Below are 16,873 nucleotides of genomic sequence, written 5' to 3'. Positions count from 1 at the left end.
CGAAGCAACCCCCGGCCTGTTCGGCCGGGGGTTGCTTCGATCCTGATGCCGATGTCAGTCGGCGAGTTCCTCGGGCTGGAGCAGGAACTCACCGATGTATGTCCGGGACTGGTCGGCGTTGAGGGGCTGGAACATCGCCGCCGCGGAGTCACGGTAGAGGCGTTCGAAGATCGTGCCCTTGCGGAAGGACGAGCCGCCGACCATGCTCATGGCGTGCCGGGTCATGTGCAGAACGTTGTCGGCGATGAAAGTCTTGGCCAGGCCGATGTAGGGGAATCGCAGTTCCAGCGGCCACTCGTCGTCCTTCCCATCGATAAGTTCCTGACAGGTCTGGTACAGCACCCGTCGGCTCACCTCGACGCGCGAGGCCATGTCGCCGATGCCATCGATGATGTGGCCGACGCCGGCGACCTTGGTGTCCTGAGCGACGATCGCGCCGAAGGTGGCGCCGAGCGTCTTCTTCGACAGCACCGCCCGCGACTCCTCCAGCACGCGGTACTGCATGCCGAGGTAGATGCTGGCGAACATCAGTGAGGCCCACTCGAGCACCCCGAATGCTCCTGAGCGCCACTCGCAGATGAAGCCGTCTTCGGGGACGTAATAGCCTTCGAAGTGGATTGTCTGCGTGCCGGTGGCATGCATTCCCAGAGCGTTCCAGGTCTTCTCGATCCGGATCCCGTCACCCTGGCCGTTCTCGTCGACCTTGAACTCGCCGATGAAGAAGCTCTCGGCGTTGACTCGCTCCTGGAAATCCTCGGGCAGGTTGCCCTCGGCGTCGGTGATGGTCGCGTTAGTGGTGATGATGTCCGCGGCCTCACAGAGGGTGCCCCAGGTCTTCTTGCCGTATAGTCGCCAGCCGCCCTCGGGCTGGGGAACCGCCTTCATATCGGCCAGGCCACTGAACCCGGCGCGCTGCTCGGAGAACGGGCCGAAGATGAGGTCGCCCTCCGCCACGCGACCGAGCCAGTACTTGTTCTGCTCCTCGCTCATCAGATTGCCGGCGATGCCGACCATGATGTAGTGCATGTTGTAGGCGAGGGTGATCGCGGAGTCGCCCTTGGACAGTTCGCTGACCACCTTGGAGGTCTGCAGCAAGTCGCCGCCCAGTCCGCCGAAGCTTCGCGGCACCGGCAGCGCGCCGAGGCCCGAGTCCTTGAACGCCTTGATCGAGGGATATGCGAAGGTGTTCTTCTCGTCGTACTCGGGTCCGATCTCGCGGAAGAACTTCGAGACCTTCTGGGCCTTCTCGAAGTACGGTTGAAACTCTTCGTCGGTCATATCCGGGTTCAGCATGCCTGCTCCTTGATTGTAGTGAGAAGTGTTGGGGTAGAAGGTTTTCTAGCGGATCAGCAGATCCTCGCGACCGGCATCGACGAGCAGCTTCTTGTAGACGTCGAACAATCCCGCAGTCAGCGGAAGCAGCTTCAACGCAATTGACCGTTTGCCATCGAGCTTGACCTTCCGCTGAGCCATCGCGAGTGTGAAGTTGAGCTTGCCCTGCCAGAACCGGTTACTGTTGTCCGACGACATCCGAAGCTGCACGGTGGCTTCCATATTCCGCGCTGCGTCGCCGCTCGTGACCAGCTGGCCCGGGAAATCGATCACCATGACCGCATCGGGATCGTTCTGGATCAGCTTCACGACCAATCCGGTGCCCGCGGTGGCTTCGACGAACGCCGGTTCCTTGGTGGCGATTTCGAAAATTCCACCGATATAGGTGTAGACCTCGTCCGCATTTTTGAATGTGCTCATGGATCAACCCTTTGCTTCGTGTGTGTTCAGCTCAGTCTGGCAATGGCGGCCGGGTGGCCACACCTCCCGGAAGAGGGATTTGAGACCAACGAAGGGGGAGAAAATCCTGGGAAATGCCAGTTGGCAGGTGTGGGTCGCGGGGCCGCGTTGGCCGAGGGAGGGTGTGCCCGTCCGAAGGCGGGCCTCGCCCGTCTCATGGCCGCGAACGTCGTGGTCCGGAGGGCATCGACTCATGTGCGCTCTCCGGACCGCATACCCTCGCATCCCCCCTTAGGGCGGTGCTTTTCCTCCGAGGGGAAGTCGAATCGGTGACCTGGGTCGCAATACCTTGAATTGTGTTACTCACGAACCGAGGGAGAGTGAACTTCTATGAGTCATACCTTTGCGATCAAGTGGCTGAAGGCCTTCCGGGACAGCCCTGAGGCGGTCGTGGCGCTTTACGCGGACGGATTCCTCTTCGAGGACCCCATTCTCGGTCAGAAGATTACCGACCGAGACGAGCTGCTGCGTGTTTTCGCGCCGTATGCGAACAAAGACACAGAAAACGGAATCGGGATCAACAATTTCCGTATCGACGAGGTCGTCGGCGACGAGAAATCGGCGATCTACCGGTGGACGTGGACGGCCCCGACCGCGACGGCATTCGTCGGTGTGCCGACCAACGGCAAGGTGCCCGGGGCGCGTGGCATCACGTTCCACGTCTACGACGACGAGGGGCTGATCGTTAAGGAGGCGAGTCTCTGGGACGTTGCCACCGCGGTCGGCGAGCTGGGTCTGCCAATCGAGCCGCGCTCGGTCGCCAAGCCCGTCAATGCCTGAACCACGCACTCTCCGAAGGGAATTCGAATCATGAGCACGCACGACGACCACGTTCAGCGCTGGATCAAAGCGCTGACCACCGACACCGAGGCTGCCGTCGATCTGTATGCCGACGACCTGGTGTACGACGACCACGCCGATCGTGACCACGTTCTGTCCACGGCGATCACCAAGACGGAACTCGCCCCGCGACTGGCGCCGTTCGCGAACAGCGATTCGGCCAATGGTGTCGGCATCCACCGCTTCGACGTCTTCGAGAGCTTCTCGCTCGCAGGCACGGGTGGCAACCCGGCCGTGGTGATCCGCTGGCAGTGGACCGGCCAGGACCTCGAGACCTACCGTGGCGTTCCCACCGGCGGCAAAACCCTGACCACCCAGGGGATCACCTGGCACCAGCTCGACGCCGACGGAAAGATCGCACGCGAGACGACCTACTGGAACGATACCCCGGTGCTGCAGGAGCTGGGCCTGCCGATCATCACCCCCGAATACTGGGTCGAGGGCTTCGACCCCTCGACGCTCGCTGGTTCCTGACCATGTGGGGTACGTTGCCGGACGTCCTGGATCGGGCGTGCACCTACTACTCCTCCTCAGTGGCGATCATCGACGGCGACCGGTCGATCACGTACCGGGAGCTGGGCCAATGGCGTAACCGTGTCGCCAACGGCCTGATAGCACTGGGCCTGCAGAAGGGCGAACGGGTCGGGTTGCTGTTGCCGAACTGCCTGGAGTTCATCCCGACGCAGCACGGGATCTGGGCGGCCGGCGGCGTGCTCGTCCAACTGCCGATCCGGTCGGCCGCGGAGGGGTTCCGATCGAACCTCGCGCAGACCGACGCGACCACGCTGATCTATCACGCACAGTTCGACGACAAGGTCGCCGCGATCCGGGACCGGTTACCGAAGCTACAGAATCTGGTCCGACTGGGCGGCAGCCCGGAGACGAATCCGAATGATGCGCAGGACTATTCGGAACTGGTACGCATCCAGCCCAGCACCCGGCCGGAGATAGACCTGTTCGAGGACGACGAGGCGTATGTCCTGTTCACCTCGGGCAGCACCGGTGAGCCGAAAGGTGTGGTGAATTCTCATCTCACCTGGGCGCAGTACAGTATCTCGGCGGGGCTGGAAATCGGCGACATCCGATTCGGCGAGGTATTCGCACACGGCGCGCCGCTGACCCACTTCACCCAGATCTTCGTGATGCCGACGTTCGTGCGCGGTGGTACGAACGTCATGCTGCCGGGACTCGAGGTCGAGGGCCTGTTGACGAGCATCGAGCGGTTCGGGGTGACTGCGACAGCGGTGGTCCCGACCATCGTCTACCTGCTGTTGGACCACCCGAAGCGGGGTCAATACGATCTGTCGTCTCTTCAGACCATTATCTATGCGGGGTCGCCGATCACGCCGGAGCGACTTCGTGAGGCGCTGGAAGTCTTCGGACCGATCTTCATCCAGACTTACGCGGGGACCGAACAGGGATATGTCTCATGCCTGCGCAAGAACGAGCATCGCCTGGATTCGCCGGCGTGGATCGAGCGTCTCGCCTCGGCCGGTCGCCCGATGTTCCAGGTGCGAGTGAGCATTCAGGACGACGACGATCGACTGCTTCCGGTGGGGAAAGTAGGCGAGATCTGCTCGAAGCAGCTCGGTCAGATGCTCGGCTACCTCGATCCGTCCCGCAATCGCGAAGCGCTGCGTGACGGCTGGGTACACACCGGCGATATCGGTCGGCTCGACGAGGATGGTTTCCTCTATATCGTCGATCGTAAGAAGGACATGGTCGTCAGCGGTGGTTTCAATGTCTTCCCGCGACAGGTCGAAGATGTGCTGGCGACGCATCCGGCGGTGGCGCAATCGGCGGTGATCGGGGTGCCGCACCAGAAATGGGGCGAGGCTGTCCATGCCGTGGTCGTGCCGAAACCGGGTGCGCGGATTACCGAGCGCGAAGTGATCGACCACGTCAAGGCCGCTCTGGGGAGCGTTCCCGCTCCGAAGACGGTCGAGTTCGTCGACAGCGTGCCTGTCAATCCGGCCGGCAAGGTCGACAAGAAGTCGATCCGCGCTCCGTATTGGCAAGGGCGAGAACGACAAATCGGATGACGCGCCCGCGCCATGTCCGACGGTTCACATCAGATCAGGAGTAACCGATGAGCACCCCTCATTACTCATTGTTCGTCGACGGTAAATGGATAGACACCGGCGACATTTACGAAATTCGCAGTCCCGCAACCGAAGAACTGGTTGCGACGGTCGCCAAAGGTGGTGTCGCCGAAGTCGATCAGGCCGTGGCCGCCGCCAGGGCCGCACACGAAGAGGGCACGTGGCGGCGCACCTCGCCTGCCGGGCGTGCGGCGCTGCTCAACGAGGTCGCCACCCGATTGAGTGGACGCGTCGACGAACTCGCGGTGCTGCAGACTCGAGAGAACGGCGCCACCATCCGGATCACCGGTGCGCTGCATGTCGGGTTGTCGGTGGCGCAGATGCAGTACCTGGCCTCCCTGGCGGAGAACTATGAATGGGAGACCAGCGGGCCGGAGATCGGTCCGGTTCCGGCTGTCGGCATCGTGCGCCGCGAGCCACTGGGCGTGGTTGCGGCGATCGTGCCGTGGAACATCCCGCTGCTCACGACGGTGTGGAAGATCGCGCCCGCGCTGGCCGCGGGAAACACGGTGGTGCTCAAGCCGGACGAGCATGCACCGCTGCTCGCGCTCGAGCTGGCCAAAGAATTCGAGGCAGCCGGACTACCCCCTGGTGTGCTCAACGTGATCACCGGCGACGGCGACCCTGTGGGTGCCTATCTCGCGGGTCATCCCGATGTTCGCAAGGTGGCATTCACCGGCTCCACCGCTGTTGGCAAGAGCATCCTGCGTCAATCTGCCCAGACCATCCGGCGGGTCACTCTCGAACTCGGAGGCAAGGGCGCCAACGTCCTGCTCGACGACGCCGATCTCGATATCGCCGTGGATGGCGCCCTGTTCGCCTGCATGGCGAACAACGGCCAGGCGTGTGAGGCCGGAACCCGCCTGTTGGTGCCGACGAGCAGGTACGACGAGGTCGTGGGGCGCCTGATCGAGCGGGCCTCGACCCTGAAGGTCGGTGATCCTCTCGATCCGAACACCCATATCGGTCCGATCGCCTCCCGGGTACAGCGGGACCGCATCTTCGACTACTTCAAGATCGCAGCCGAGGAGGGCGCCACCGTCGCGCTGGGCGGCCGGGCGCCGTCGGGGCCGGGGTTCGACAAGGGGTATTGGGTCGAGCCGACCATCTTCGTCGGCGTCACCAACGCCATGCGGATCGTGCGCGAGGAGGTGTTCGGGCCGGTGCTCACCGTTCTGGCCTACGACACGGTCGATGAAGCGATCAAGATCGCCAACGACACCAATTATGGTTTGTCGGCCGGGGTCTGGGGCAGCGAGGAGCGTGCGCTCGAGGTCGCCCGCCAGCTGGATGCGGGCATGGTCTGGGTCAACGACTGGCACGTGATCCACCCGGCGTACCCGTTCGGCGGTTACAAGGAGAGCGGTCTGGGACGCGAAGGCGGCCCCGATGCGCTCGATGAGTACACCGAGCAGAAGTTCATCTCGCTGGATCGGTCGGGCGGTATCGAGAACAAGGCGTTCGCGATCGTGATCGATCCGGCAACCGCCTGATACCTGCCGCAGGGCAACGGATGGTGGTTCGCGCCGCCTCGGTGCGAACCACCATCCGCCCGGACGTGGAGAGGGCTCGCGGCGAGCGGTTCACGGTCTGCAACGACAGCCGGACCCGAAGACAGGAATGGAACGAATATGTCGCGCTGGACAATCGGGGCAAGGCCCCCGTTGCAGGTGGCACTCGAGCTGACCACGGTCGGTCACCATGCCGCGGCGGTGAGCAACGGGCACTCCTGCGACCCGGATGAATGGCTGAACCTGACCGTGGCCGCCGCCGAGTCGAAACCGTCGTCTGTCGTGCGGATCCAGGCCCCCGATCTTACTGCGGCACAACAACAGACGGACCGGCTCAAGGCTGCCGCGACCGGACAAGGACGCGACCCGAGCACGGTCATCGTCCTGGTCGACGTCGAAGTGATGGTCGCGCACGACGCGCCGGCCGCGCGCCGGGAACTGGCGCGATTGGACAGTCGGCTGCAACGGCCTTCGATACCGACTTCGCTGCGGTACGTCGGAACACCGGAGGGCTTGGCCGGTCTGATTGCCGATATTCACGCCGTACACGTCGCGGACGGTGTCACGATACTGCCCCTGGCGAACTCGGAGGTCTTGGGACACATCGCTTTCCGAACTCTGCCGTGGCTCGGATCGATCGGTGCGGCGCTGTCCCCCGAGCAGGTCGCGGCGGTGCGCGGGCGAGCAATGCGGTACGGGAACGGCCGGACGGCGGACGCCTGGCAGCCGGCCTGACCGCCGTGCCCATCCCGGTCATCACCACCTCGGTGGACGGAACTAAGGAGAAATCCATGTCGAGCTCGATCGAAGAGGCCGCGAGCCGGCCGAATCGCCCGGAACAGTTCCGCAATGTCAGCGCACACGAATACCGTGCCGCATTGCGTCGTCATCCGGCCGGCGTCACGATCGTCACGCTGAACTCACGCAGCGGCCCGGTTGGCTTCACAGCGACCTCGTTCGCCTCGCTGTCGTTGGATCCGCCGCTGGTGTCGTTCAATATCACCTGCACCTCGTCGAGCATCGGTGCACTGCAGGCAGCGGAGGCGGTAGTCGTCCATTTGCTCGGCACACACCAGCTCCATCTCGCGAAGCGGTTCTCGCAGACAGCCGATCAGCGGTTCTCCGATGAATCGCTCTGGTCGCCGCTGGATACAGGGGAGCCGGTGCTGCATGGCACCCCCACGTGGATCCATGCCCACGTACAACAGCTGATTCCGGCCGGTGATTCGGTATTGGTCGTTTGCCGTGTCGTGCGCGTGTACTGGGACGACGACGGCGAACAGGCGTACGCGCCGTTGCTGTATCACAAAGGCACATACTCCGCCGCGATCCCGCTGGGCGAGTAGCGGATCCGGCTGCCATGTTCACGCCGCGTCAGGCTTCCGGAGTCGTCTCGATCGCCCGAGCCGACCAGGCTCCGCGCGGTATGCTGGTAATACGCCAGCAGGCGGACCGGACGGCTGCCGGTGCGATGAGCAATTTCCGGTCTCGTGCGACGCGGGTGGATGTCGGGAGATGGGGCCGATCGATGGTCAGCTTCGATCCGCAGCGGACCCGCCATGATCTCGCCGAAAGCATTGCCTCGGAATTGGAGTCGGCAGGTTTCGAGGGCGTCACCCCGATCGGGAACGGCGGCTTCGGAGTGGTGTATCGCTGCGAGCAGCCGGCATTGGATCGGACCGTGGCGGTGAAGGTACTCACCGCGGAACTGGACTCGGAGAACCTCTCGCGGTTCTTGCGTGAGCAACGGGCCATGGCCAAGCTCTCGGGACACCCGAATATCGTCAGCATTCTGTTCAGCGGTGCGCTCTCGGCGGGGCGACCCTACATAGTCATGCCGTACCATCCGCAGAAGTCCTTCCGGGAAAAGATCGAAGGCAGTGGGCCACTGCCGTGGAGCGATGCCGTCCGGGCTGTGATCAAGACCGCGGGCGCCCTGGAAACGGTCCATCGCTCGGGGGTACTGCACCGTGATGTCAAACCCGGAAACATCCTGTTGAACGAGTTCGGTGAACCCGAACTCACCGACTTCGGCATCGCGCACGTATCCGGTGGCTTCGTCACGACCACCGGGGTCATCACCGGATCACCCGCGTTCACCGCGCCGGAGGTGCTCCGAGGTTCCCCGCCGACCGTCGCCTCGGACGTGTACAGCCTCGGGTCGACGCTGTTCTGCCTGATCACTGGGCATGCCGCTTTCGAGCGCCGGACCGGGGAGAAGCTCGTTTCCCAGTTTCTGCGCATCACCTCCGAGCCGCTGCCCGACTTGCATGCACTCGAAATCCCGAAAGACGTCGGTAGCGTGATCGAACGGGCCATGTCGGACGATCCGGGGGACCGGCAGCTCTCGGCCGCGGAATTCGGCGACGAACTGTGCGTGAGCCAGCTCCGCCACCATCTTCCCGCCGATCGAATGGTTCTTCCCGTCGAAGCGAAAAATGAAGGAGCGGAAAAGAATTCGACCATCCGGGCGATCGGGCCGCCGCGGTTCACCATAGGCGCCACCGGCTCGAGCCGCAGGTCCTCCGCGCTGTGCACACCACCCGCCGCGTCGACCAAATTCCGGCCGCCGACGCCGGCACGTCCCATGGTCGTGCGGCAGCGCCTGTTCGATTTGCTCCGAGCCGGGCAGCGCCGGCGACTGATCGTGATCCACGCGCCGGCCGGATTCGGCAAGAGCACGCTGGCCGCTCAGTGGCGTGACATCCTCGGGCGGGAGAATGTGCGTGTCGCATGGTTGAGTGTCGACCAGGACGACAACAACGTGCTGTGGTTCCTGGCGCATCTGATCGAGGCCCTGCGGCCGGTGTCACCCGAGCTGACCGAAAAGCTCGAGCAGATGCTCGAACTGCACGGCGACGACGCGTCGCCCTATGTGCTCTCCGCCCTGGTCGACGAGATCCACTCCACGGCAGAACCGGTCGCGATGATCATCGACGACTGGCACCGAGTCACCGACGCCGCCACCAGATCGGCGCTCACCTACCTGTTCGATCGCGGGTGCCATCACCTCCAGGTGATCGTCACCAGTCGCAACCGGACCGGTCTGCCGTTGAGCAGTATGCGAGTTCACGACGAACTCGTCGAGATCGACTCGAACACCTTGCGATTCAACGTTTCCGAGGCACGCTCGTTCCTCGCGGGTGCGGGCGGGCTGGCACTGGACCCCGCCGACATCGCCCACTTGACCGAGTCGACCGAAGGCTGGGTGGCCGCATTACAGCTGGCATCGCTCTCGCTGCGGACCGCCGAGGATCCCAGCGACCTGATCGGCAACATGTCGGGCCGCCACCACGCCATCGGTGACTTCCTGGCCGAGAACGTGCTCGACGGGCTGGAACCGCGGATGCTCGAATTCGTGCTGCGCACCTCGATCACCGATCGCTTGTCGGGCGGCCTGGCCTCGGCATTGTCCGGAATGCCGGATGGCACGGCATTACTGGAGGAGGTCGAGGCCCGCGACCTGTTCCTCAGCAGAGTCGACGTGGATCGGGAGTGGTTCCGGTATCACCATCTTTTCGCCGAGTTCCTGCGCCGGCGGCTCGAGCGTGATCATCCGGAATGGATCGCGGACCTGCATCGCGCCGCAGCCCGGTGGTTCTCGCACGAGCGACTCCTTCGCGAGGCGGTCGAGCACGCGCTGGCGGCCAGTGACCAGAGATGGGCCGTGGACATGGTGGAGCGTGACGGCACGCGGTTGCTCGAGCAGTCGCAGATGTCGACACTGCTCGCGGTGATCGGGAAGCTGCCGGTGTCCGCGGTGTCGTCGAGTCCGCGCCTGCAACTTGCGGTGGTATGGTCCAGCCTGCTCCTGCAACGTCGTGACACCGCGAATTCCGCTTTGGCGCATGTGCGTTCACTACTTCGCTGTGATGGCCGCGAGCGGGACGAGAGCCTGGAGATCGAGGCCGCCGTGGTCGAGGCAGCCGTGCGCGTGTCTGGTGACCGTGTCGGTGGAGTGCGCGAACTGGTGGCCGATGCGTTGGCCCGGCCGGACATACTGCATCCTTGGGTCGTCAGCACCGCGGCCGATATGGACGCCTTCGACGCGATCTACCGCTTCGATTTCGCGGCGGTGCATCGAAGGCAGCAGTGGGCGGCCGACTATCATCGGCACACGCGTGGGCCGTTCAGTGTCATGTACGGCTACAGCTTCGACGGCATCGCGGCGAACGAGGAGCTCGATATCGCCGCTGCCGAGGAGTACTTCCGTAACGCGGTGCGCATCGCGAGGCAGAGCCGTGGCGGACGGTTGCACGCGGCGCGGATCGCCAGCGCCCTGCTGGGCGACCTCCTGTTCGACATGGGCGATATCGATGCCGCGGAACGTCTGCTCGACGAAGGATATGAACTCGGTCAGGAGGGCGGCATCGTCGATTCCATGCTTGCCACATTCGGCACGGGCGCACGGATCAAAGCGTTGCGCGGGGATCTCGACGGCGCCCGGCAGCGCCTGTCGGACGGCTTGCGCCTCGCTACCGCGCTGTCCTTGCCCCGGCTGGCGGCCCGCATCGTGAACGAGAGCATCCGGATCGGGATACCCGTTCCCGCCGAACGCGATTCGGACGAGGGCTCCGCACGGCCCGGCTCGGGCGAAGCCGGGAACGGGATAGAGCTGGTGACGGCGGAACTGGAGCAGGACTCGGTGATCCGGGAGTTGCTTGCGCGGCAGTCGATCACAGCTACGGCCGAGGCAGGTATGCTCGCGGGAGCGCGCGTGGACCGCATCGCCGGACAAGGTCGGCCCAGGGCGCTGTTGCAGGCCAACCTGCTGCTGGTCGCCTGTCTCGCCGCGGCAGGCGAGACGGAACAGGCCGAGCGGATCCTGCTGCCGTGCGCACGGATGTGCGCGGAACGATCGCTGATCGGTCTGCTCCGCTACGGCGACCCAGGAGTGCTCGCGATCCTCGAACGCGTCGCGCGCGACACCGAGCGCGGGTCCACGCTGCCCGAGGCATTCCTCGACGCGGTGTTGTCGTAGTAGAACGTCGAGGCGAGCGCGGATCCGGTCCGGCCTACCTGCCACACAATGTTACGGCCGACGGGACACCCAGCGGACCGGGTGTCCCGTCGGCCGAAAGGGTCGCATCAGCGGTATGTCTCGCCGCGCGATGCCTTGGCCAGCAGCGAGTCCGGCGGCGTGAAGCGATCACCATAGCGGTCGGCCAGTTCCCGTGCCCGCGAGACGAAACCGGTCAGCCCGCCGTCGTAGCCGTTGATGTACTGAAGCACCCCGCCGGTCCAGGCCGGAAAGCCGATTCCGTACAGCGACCCGATATTGGCGTCCGCAACGGAGGTCAAAACGCCCTCGTCGAAGCATCGCACGGTTTCCAACGCTTCGGCGAACAGCATCCGGTCCTGTAGATCTCGCAGGGGGATGTCGTTGGTGCCCGCGCCGAAGGCGGAACGCAACCCGGCCCACAGGCCGATGCGCTTACCTGATTCGTCGTAGTCGTAGAAGCCACCACCGGTCGAGCGACCCTTGCGATCGTATGCGTCGATCATGGTGTCGATGACCGCTTCGGAGCCGTGCGCCGTCCATCGTCCACCGGCGGCCTCGATCGCGGCGCATTTCTCCTGGCGGATCGTACGCGGCAGCGTGAGGGTCAGTTCATCCATGAGTTGCAGTGGCGGAGCGGGGTATCCGGCCTGCGCACCGGCCTGCTCGATCAGCGCCGGAGTGACGCCTTCGCCGACCGCGGCGACGGCCTCGTCCAGAAAGGTCATGATCACTCGGCTGGTGAAGAAGCCGCGGCTGTCGCCCACAACGATCGGGACCTTGCCGATCTGCTGGGTGAAATCGAAAACCTTCGCCAAGGTCTGCCGGGAGGTGTTCTTACCGGTGATGATCTCGACCAGCGGCATCTTGTCGACGGGAGAGAAGAAATGGATGCCGATGAAGTCCTGCTGCCGATTCACGCCCTCGGCCAGCGTGCCGATCGGCAGTGTGGAGGTATTGGATCCCAGCACCGCGTCGGGGGTGACGATATCCTGAATCTCCTGGAACACACGCTGTTTGATCTCGACGTCCTCGAATACCGCCTCCACGACGAAGTCCACGCCTTCGAAGTCGGCGCTATCGGCGGTCGGAACGATGCGGTCGAGGAGTTCCTTCGATTTCGCTTCGGTCGTTGTGCCGCGGGCCAGTGCCTTGGCCTCCAACGCCTCTGCATATCCCTTGCCGCGCACCGCCGATTCCGCAGTGACGTCCTTGAGGACCACCGGAAGCCCTGCCCGCGCGCACACGTACGCCAGCGCGGCGCCCATCATTCCGGCGCCGAGGATACCGACTTTCTTCGCGGCGAAGGCCGGCTCGTCCGCGGGACGGCTGGCGCCCCCCTGCACGGTCTGGATATCGAAGAATGCCGACTGGATCATGTTCTTCGCGATCTGGCCGGTGACCAACGGTATGAAATAGCGGGTCTCGATCAGTGCGGCCGACTCGAAGTCGACCTGTGCGCCCTCGACCGCCGCGGCCAGGATGGCACGCGGTGCCGGTAGCGGAGCACCCTTCGACCGGCTGTGCAGGGCCGCGGTCAGGATCGGAAGCTGGGTCGCCAGTTCGGGATCGGCGGGGGAGCCGCCGGGAATCAGGTAGCCCTTGGCGTCCCATGGCTGGCCGGCATCCGGATTCGCCTCGATCCATGCCTTGGCGGCCGGGACCAACTCCTCGACCGTGTCGACGATCCGGTGAATCAGTCCGAGCTGCAACGCTTTCTCTGGTTTGAACCGCGTGCCGGACAGCAGAACCTCGCTCAGCGCACGCTGCAGGCCGAGTATGCGCACGGTGCGCGTGACTCCGCCGACCGCGGGCAGCAGTCCCAGTCCGACCTCGGGCAGTCCGACGACTACGCCTCGTGCGCAGGCGATCCGGTGATGGGTCGCGAGTGCGAGCTCGAGTCCGCCACCGAGCGCGGCGCCGTTGATGGCAGCCACAACGGGCCTGCCCAATGTCTCGAGCCGGCGCAGCTGTCGTTTCAGGCTGTTGCAGAAATCGGTGAAGTGCTGTGCGTCGGCGGGTGTCGCGGCGATCAGGTCGTCGAGGTTGCCGCCCGCGAAAAATGTCTTCTTCGCCGAGGTCAGAACGATGCCGCGGAGCGAGTCGCGCTCGGTCTCGAGTCGATCGACCACTGCAGTCAGTGATTCGAGGAACTCGTTGTTCATCGTGTTGGCCGCCGCGGCCGGATCGTCGAGGGTCAGGACCACGATGTCGTCCGAGTCTCGCTGCCAGCCGATTACCTGTGGTTGCTTCATTGCAGAGTTCCGTTCCAGCTCAGAGGCGTTCGATGATGGTCGCGATTCCGATACCGCCGCCGACGCACAGCGTGACCAGTGCACGGCGATCTCCGCGTCGTTCCAGCTCGTCGATCACAGTGCCCACGAGCATGGCCCCGGTGGCGCCGAGCGGGTGCCCCATAGCGATCGCGCCACCGTTGACGTTCAGCTTCTCGTCGGGAATGCCCAGATCCTTCTGGAACTTCAGAACCACCGAGGCGAAGGCCTCGTTCAACTCGAAAAGGTCGATGTCGTCGATGCTCAGACCCGCCCGGGCGAGCACCTTCTCGGTGGCCGGACGCGGTCCTGTCAGCATGATCGTCGGGTCGGCGCCCGATACCGCGGTTGCCACGATGCGCGCCCTGGGCGTGAGTCCGAACTGCGTGGCCGCTCCTTCGTTTCCGATCAGAACCAGTGCGGCGCCGTCGACGATTCCGGAGCTGTTACCACCGTGGTGGACGTGGTCGATCCGCTCGACGGAGGGATACTTCTGCAGCGCAACCGCATCGAAGCCGGCGGCTCCGAGCTTGGCGAACGACGGCTTCAGTGCTGCCAGCGACTCGATCGTCGTCGACGGGCGTCGATGTTCGTCCTGGTCGAGCACGGTGACACCGTTGAAATCCTTGACCGGAACCACCGACTTCGTGAAATACCCACCAACCCAAGCAGATTCCGCACGCTGCTGGGACCGGACGGCGTAGGCGTCGACGTCGGCGCGGCTGAACCCCTCGATCGTCGCGATGAGGTCGGCGCCTACGCCCTGCGGGACGAAGTGGAGATCGTAGGCGGTGGCCGGATCGTTGAACAACGGCCCGCCGTCGGTACCGATCGGAACACGAGACATGGACTCGACCCCACCGGCCAGAACCAGATTCTCGAATCCGGAACGCACCTTCTGAGCGGCTAGATTGGTCGCCTCCAGGCCAGAGGCGCAGTATCGGTTGACCTGCACGCCCGCAACAGTATTCGGCAATCCGGCGGCCAGTGCGGCTGCCTTCGCGATATTGCCTCCCTGATCGCCCACCGGCGTGACGACGCCCAGAACGAGGTCGTCGATACCAGCCGGATCGAGATCGGGGAAGCGAACCTTCAGTTCATTGATCAGGCCGACTACGAGGTCGATCGGCTTGACACTGTGCAGCGATCCGTTCTTCCCCTTACCTCGGGGGGTGCGAATCGCCTCGTACACGATGGCCTCGTTCGGCATCGGCGCTCCTCATTGTGTGCGGCCCTATCTGTGGGCGTTCTCCGGCCGTGATGGTGGCTCGGACAGTCGAACGATCAATCACTTGGTGATAAGTCATGCGCTCCCGCGCTCGCGCGGTGTCAGCTGAAGGTAACGCAGCACACCACCTACAGTCAATATTGACTGTAGGTGGTGTGCGGTTGGGCTGTCATGGGTCGGTGATCGGTGACAGCTGCTGCGGCGCTGTGGTAATTCGTCCTCAATCAGATCGAATTATCTTGTGTAGTAATATATTTCGTCATGGGGCATGTCGGGTCGGCCGATGTCCGGTGACGACAGGTTGTAGTTGGTCACTTGCAGCTTGTATCTGTCACCGGATGGGTGGTCGGCGACCTAGTTGCGATGCCCGGGTATAGATGGCGGCGCCAGGTGTTGTTGGCGGCCGAGGCGGCCATCAGGCCAACGGAAACTTCTTGACGAGCTTGTCCACTCGGTTGAGTGGGCTGACGATCTCGACCGCGTAATACGACATGTGGTGTTGTCCGGCGCGGGCGAGCGTGTCCAGGTGTTCGCCGTAAACGCGTGTGTGCTGCGCCTGGCTGGGCATGTCAACGACGAGCGCGCCTTCACCGGCAGCCGCTCGGTCGCGCAGAGCGCGCAGTTCGGTGCCGAGCAAACCGGGAACCGCCGCGCCGATCGCCGCCGCGACACACACTGCCGCGTTGATCGCCCGCCCCGGCGGCAGGTCCGCGTCGACGATCACCACCCATTTCAGGCGGGCCGCGCGGGTCGGCTCATCGATCCTGATCTCCTCGGGTGCAAAACCGGCATCCGAACCTGGCTCCCGCCGCCAGCATCCGTAACCGGCTGATCCCCCATGAGACAGGCGCGAGGAGGGTTCTACCTGCCCCCGGGTCGCGCGGTCGGCGGGCTGCACGGTCATGAGTCGGCGGGCTGCACGGTCATGACCCGAGCGGTGCGCGCGATCGCGAGCTGACTGTCCGAAGGGCTCGGCCTCGCTTCGGGGCCGAACCTGGAGAGCCGGCCGGTCAGGGCGTCACTGTGGCCGGTGAGTGCAAGTCGTCGATGATGGTGCGCCGAACGTACTCTTCCATCGGGTACGGCGCGTAGAGCGTGAATCTGTCGACCATCCCTGCGAACCGGCGCTTGACCTCCGCGCCGATCACGCCGGGTTCGCCGACAACCGCGAAAGTGTTGAGGATCGTGTCATCCACCAGATCGGTCATCGCTTGCCAATCTCCGGACTTGGACAGGCGATGCAGTTCTGAGCTCAACTCGCCCCAGCCATGAAGTTCCAGCACTGGACGATAGGCGGGGGTGGCGCCATAGAAGGCGATCTGTCGGCGTACAGCTTCGAGCGCCTGATCGAAGGCGCGTTCATCCGCGCCGGTCGCGATCAGTCCCGGATAGCTCGTCGTGAATTGTATGCGTTCGCGTCCGGAGGTCCGCAGTCCCGAATCGAGCAGTGGAACTGTCACCTCGCGCAGATATCGCTCGGTGGTAAAGCCATGTAGCACAACGCCATCGGCAACTTCTGCGGCAACTCGGGTCATCTTCGGCCCGACCGCGGCGAGCAGAATTGAAGGTGTCCCCCAGGGATTTCTCTCTGGGCGGAACATCGGGGTCATCAGTGTGTGCTGGTAGAAGTCGCCACGGAAGTCGAGCCGCTCGTCGGACTGCCAGCTGTGCCAGATCGCGCGCACTGCCGTGATGAATTCCCGCATCCGCTCGGCCGGCGCCGACCAGGGCATGCTGAACCGCCGTACGATATGAGCTTGGATCTGCGATCCGAGGCCGAGGATGAACCGCCCGGAACTGAACGCGTGCAGATCGTTGGCCACCATCGCTGTCGTCATCGGATTCCGGGCGAAGGCCACCGCGACTGCTGTTCCCAGCTGCAATCGCGATGAGCGCCGTGCGGCGGCCAGCAAGGGGAGAAACGGGTCTCGGGCGACTTCTGTCGACCAGACACCGTCGTAACCCAGCCGGTCGGCGAAGTCGACCTGGCTGTCGATAACGGTCAGATCGCCGCCCCCGGTTCCGTCGATAGACCCCCCGATATTCCCGTCTACCAGCACAGCTGCTGTCCTTCCGCGATCGAACACTACAGTCAGCACTGACTGTACATTGTTCGAGCGTCGTAGGAT

Annotated in this window: 13 protein-coding genes; 7 read left to right on the top strand and 6 right to left on the bottom strand. The window is 64.2% G+C overall.

Annotated elements, in window-relative coordinates; all coding sequences use genetic code 11:
• Positions 1–54 precede the first annotated feature (54 nt).
• Together ON40_RS40815 and ON40_RS40810 are read right to left on the bottom strand one after the other, a co-directional pair.
• On the bottom strand, positions 55–1,293 hold the full coding sequence (locus tag ON40_RS40815; protein WP_040830934.1) for an acyl-CoA dehydrogenase family protein: 1,239 nt from the start codon (positions 1,291–1,293) through the stop codon (positions 55–57).
• A 45-nt stretch (positions 1,294–1,338) separates the two neighbouring features.
• Positions 1,339–1,752 carry an SCP2 sterol-binding domain-containing protein gene (locus ON40_RS40810; RefSeq protein WP_040830932.1) on the bottom strand — a complete coding sequence of 138 codons (414 nt, stop codon included), beginning with the start codon at positions 1,750–1,752 and terminating at the stop codon, positions 1,339–1,341.
• Between the two features lie 369 nt (positions 1,753–2,121).
• Between ON40_RS40810 and ON40_RS40805 the strand changes: the two genes are divergently transcribed.
• The 7 genes from ON40_RS40805 (at position 2,122) to ON40_RS40775 (ending at position 11,225) form a co-directional block, all read left to right on the top strand.
• Positions 2,122–2,571 carry a ketosteroid isomerase-related protein gene (locus ON40_RS40805; RefSeq protein ID WP_040830930.1) on the top strand — a complete coding sequence of 150 codons (450 nt, stop codon included), beginning with the start codon at positions 2,122–2,124 and terminating at the stop codon, positions 2,569–2,571.
• Positions 2,572–2,601: 30 nt separating this feature from the next.
• The gene (locus ON40_RS40800; RefSeq protein ID WP_040830929.1) at positions 2,602–3,105 is read left to right on the top strand and encodes a ketosteroid isomerase-related protein; all 504 of its coding nucleotides are present in this window, start codon (positions 2,602–2,604) and stop codon (positions 3,103–3,105) included.
• Positions 3,106–3,107: 2 nt separating this feature from the next.
• The gene (locus ON40_RS40795; RefSeq protein ID WP_040830928.1) at positions 3,108–4,673 is read left to right on the top strand and encodes an acyl-CoA synthetase; all 1,566 of its coding nucleotides are present in this window, start codon (positions 3,108–3,110) and stop codon (positions 4,671–4,673) included.
• Between the two features lie 47 nt (positions 4,674–4,720).
• Positions 4,721–6,226, top strand: coding sequence for an aldehyde dehydrogenase family protein (locus ON40_RS40790; protein ID WP_040830927.1), 1,506 nt, complete (start codon positions 4,721–4,723; stop codon positions 6,224–6,226).
• Positions 6,227–6,364: 138 nt separating this feature from the next.
• Positions 6,365–6,979, top strand: a complete 615-nt coding sequence (locus tag ON40_RS40785; RefSeq protein WP_157186757.1) for a hypothetical protein — start codon at positions 6,365–6,367, stop codon at positions 6,977–6,979.
• Positions 6,980–7,035: 56 nt separating this feature from the next.
• Entirely contained in the window at positions 7,036–7,590 is a 555-nt protein-coding gene (locus ON40_RS40780) for a flavin reductase family protein (protein ID WP_040830983.1), read from the top strand.
• A 14-nt stretch (positions 7,591–7,604) separates the two neighbouring features.
• The gene (locus ON40_RS40775; RefSeq protein ID WP_085997880.1) at positions 7,605–11,225 is read left to right on the top strand and encodes a protein kinase domain-containing protein; all 3,621 of its coding nucleotides are present in this window, start codon (positions 7,605–7,607) and stop codon (positions 11,223–11,225) included.
• A 107-nt stretch (positions 11,226–11,332) separates the two neighbouring features.
• On the opposite strand, the gene ON40_RS40770 is transcribed toward ON40_RS40775, so the two are convergent.
• The 4 genes from ON40_RS40770 to ON40_RS40755 form a co-directional block, all read right to left on the bottom strand.
• Positions 11,333–13,498 (bottom strand): 3-hydroxyacyl-CoA dehydrogenase NAD-binding domain-containing protein, encoded by a 2,166-nt coding sequence (locus ON40_RS40770; protein ID WP_040830925.1) that lies wholly within the window; start codon positions 13,496–13,498, stop codon positions 11,333–11,335.
• 19 nt (positions 13,499–13,517) lie between these two features.
• Entirely contained in the window at positions 13,518–14,726 is a 1,209-nt protein-coding gene (locus ON40_RS40765; RefSeq protein WP_040830924.1) for an acetyl-CoA C-acetyltransferase, read from the bottom strand.
• Between the two features lie 433 nt (positions 14,727–15,159).
• Positions 15,160–15,471, bottom strand: a complete 312-nt coding sequence (locus ON40_RS54130; protein ID WP_051194368.1) for a DUF2000 family protein — start codon at positions 15,469–15,471, stop codon at positions 15,160–15,162.
• Between the two features lie 283 nt (positions 15,472–15,754).
• Positions 15,755–16,804: a TIGR03617 family F420-dependent LLM class oxidoreductase gene (locus tag ON40_RS40755; protein ID WP_040830923.1), complete on the bottom strand. Its 1,050-nt coding sequence runs from the start codon at positions 16,802–16,804 to the stop codon at positions 15,755–15,757.
• Positions 16,805–16,873: the final 69 nt, after the last annotated feature.

Origin of the sequence: Nocardia jiangxiensis NBRC 101359 (assembly GCF_000308615.1) — a bacterium.
Taxonomy (GTDB): domain Bacteria; phylum Actinomycetota; class Actinomycetes; order Mycobacteriales; family Mycobacteriaceae; genus Nocardia; species Nocardia jiangxiensis.
Note: the sequence above shows the minus strand (reverse complement) of the source record. Positions and strands in the feature narration are given on the sequence as shown.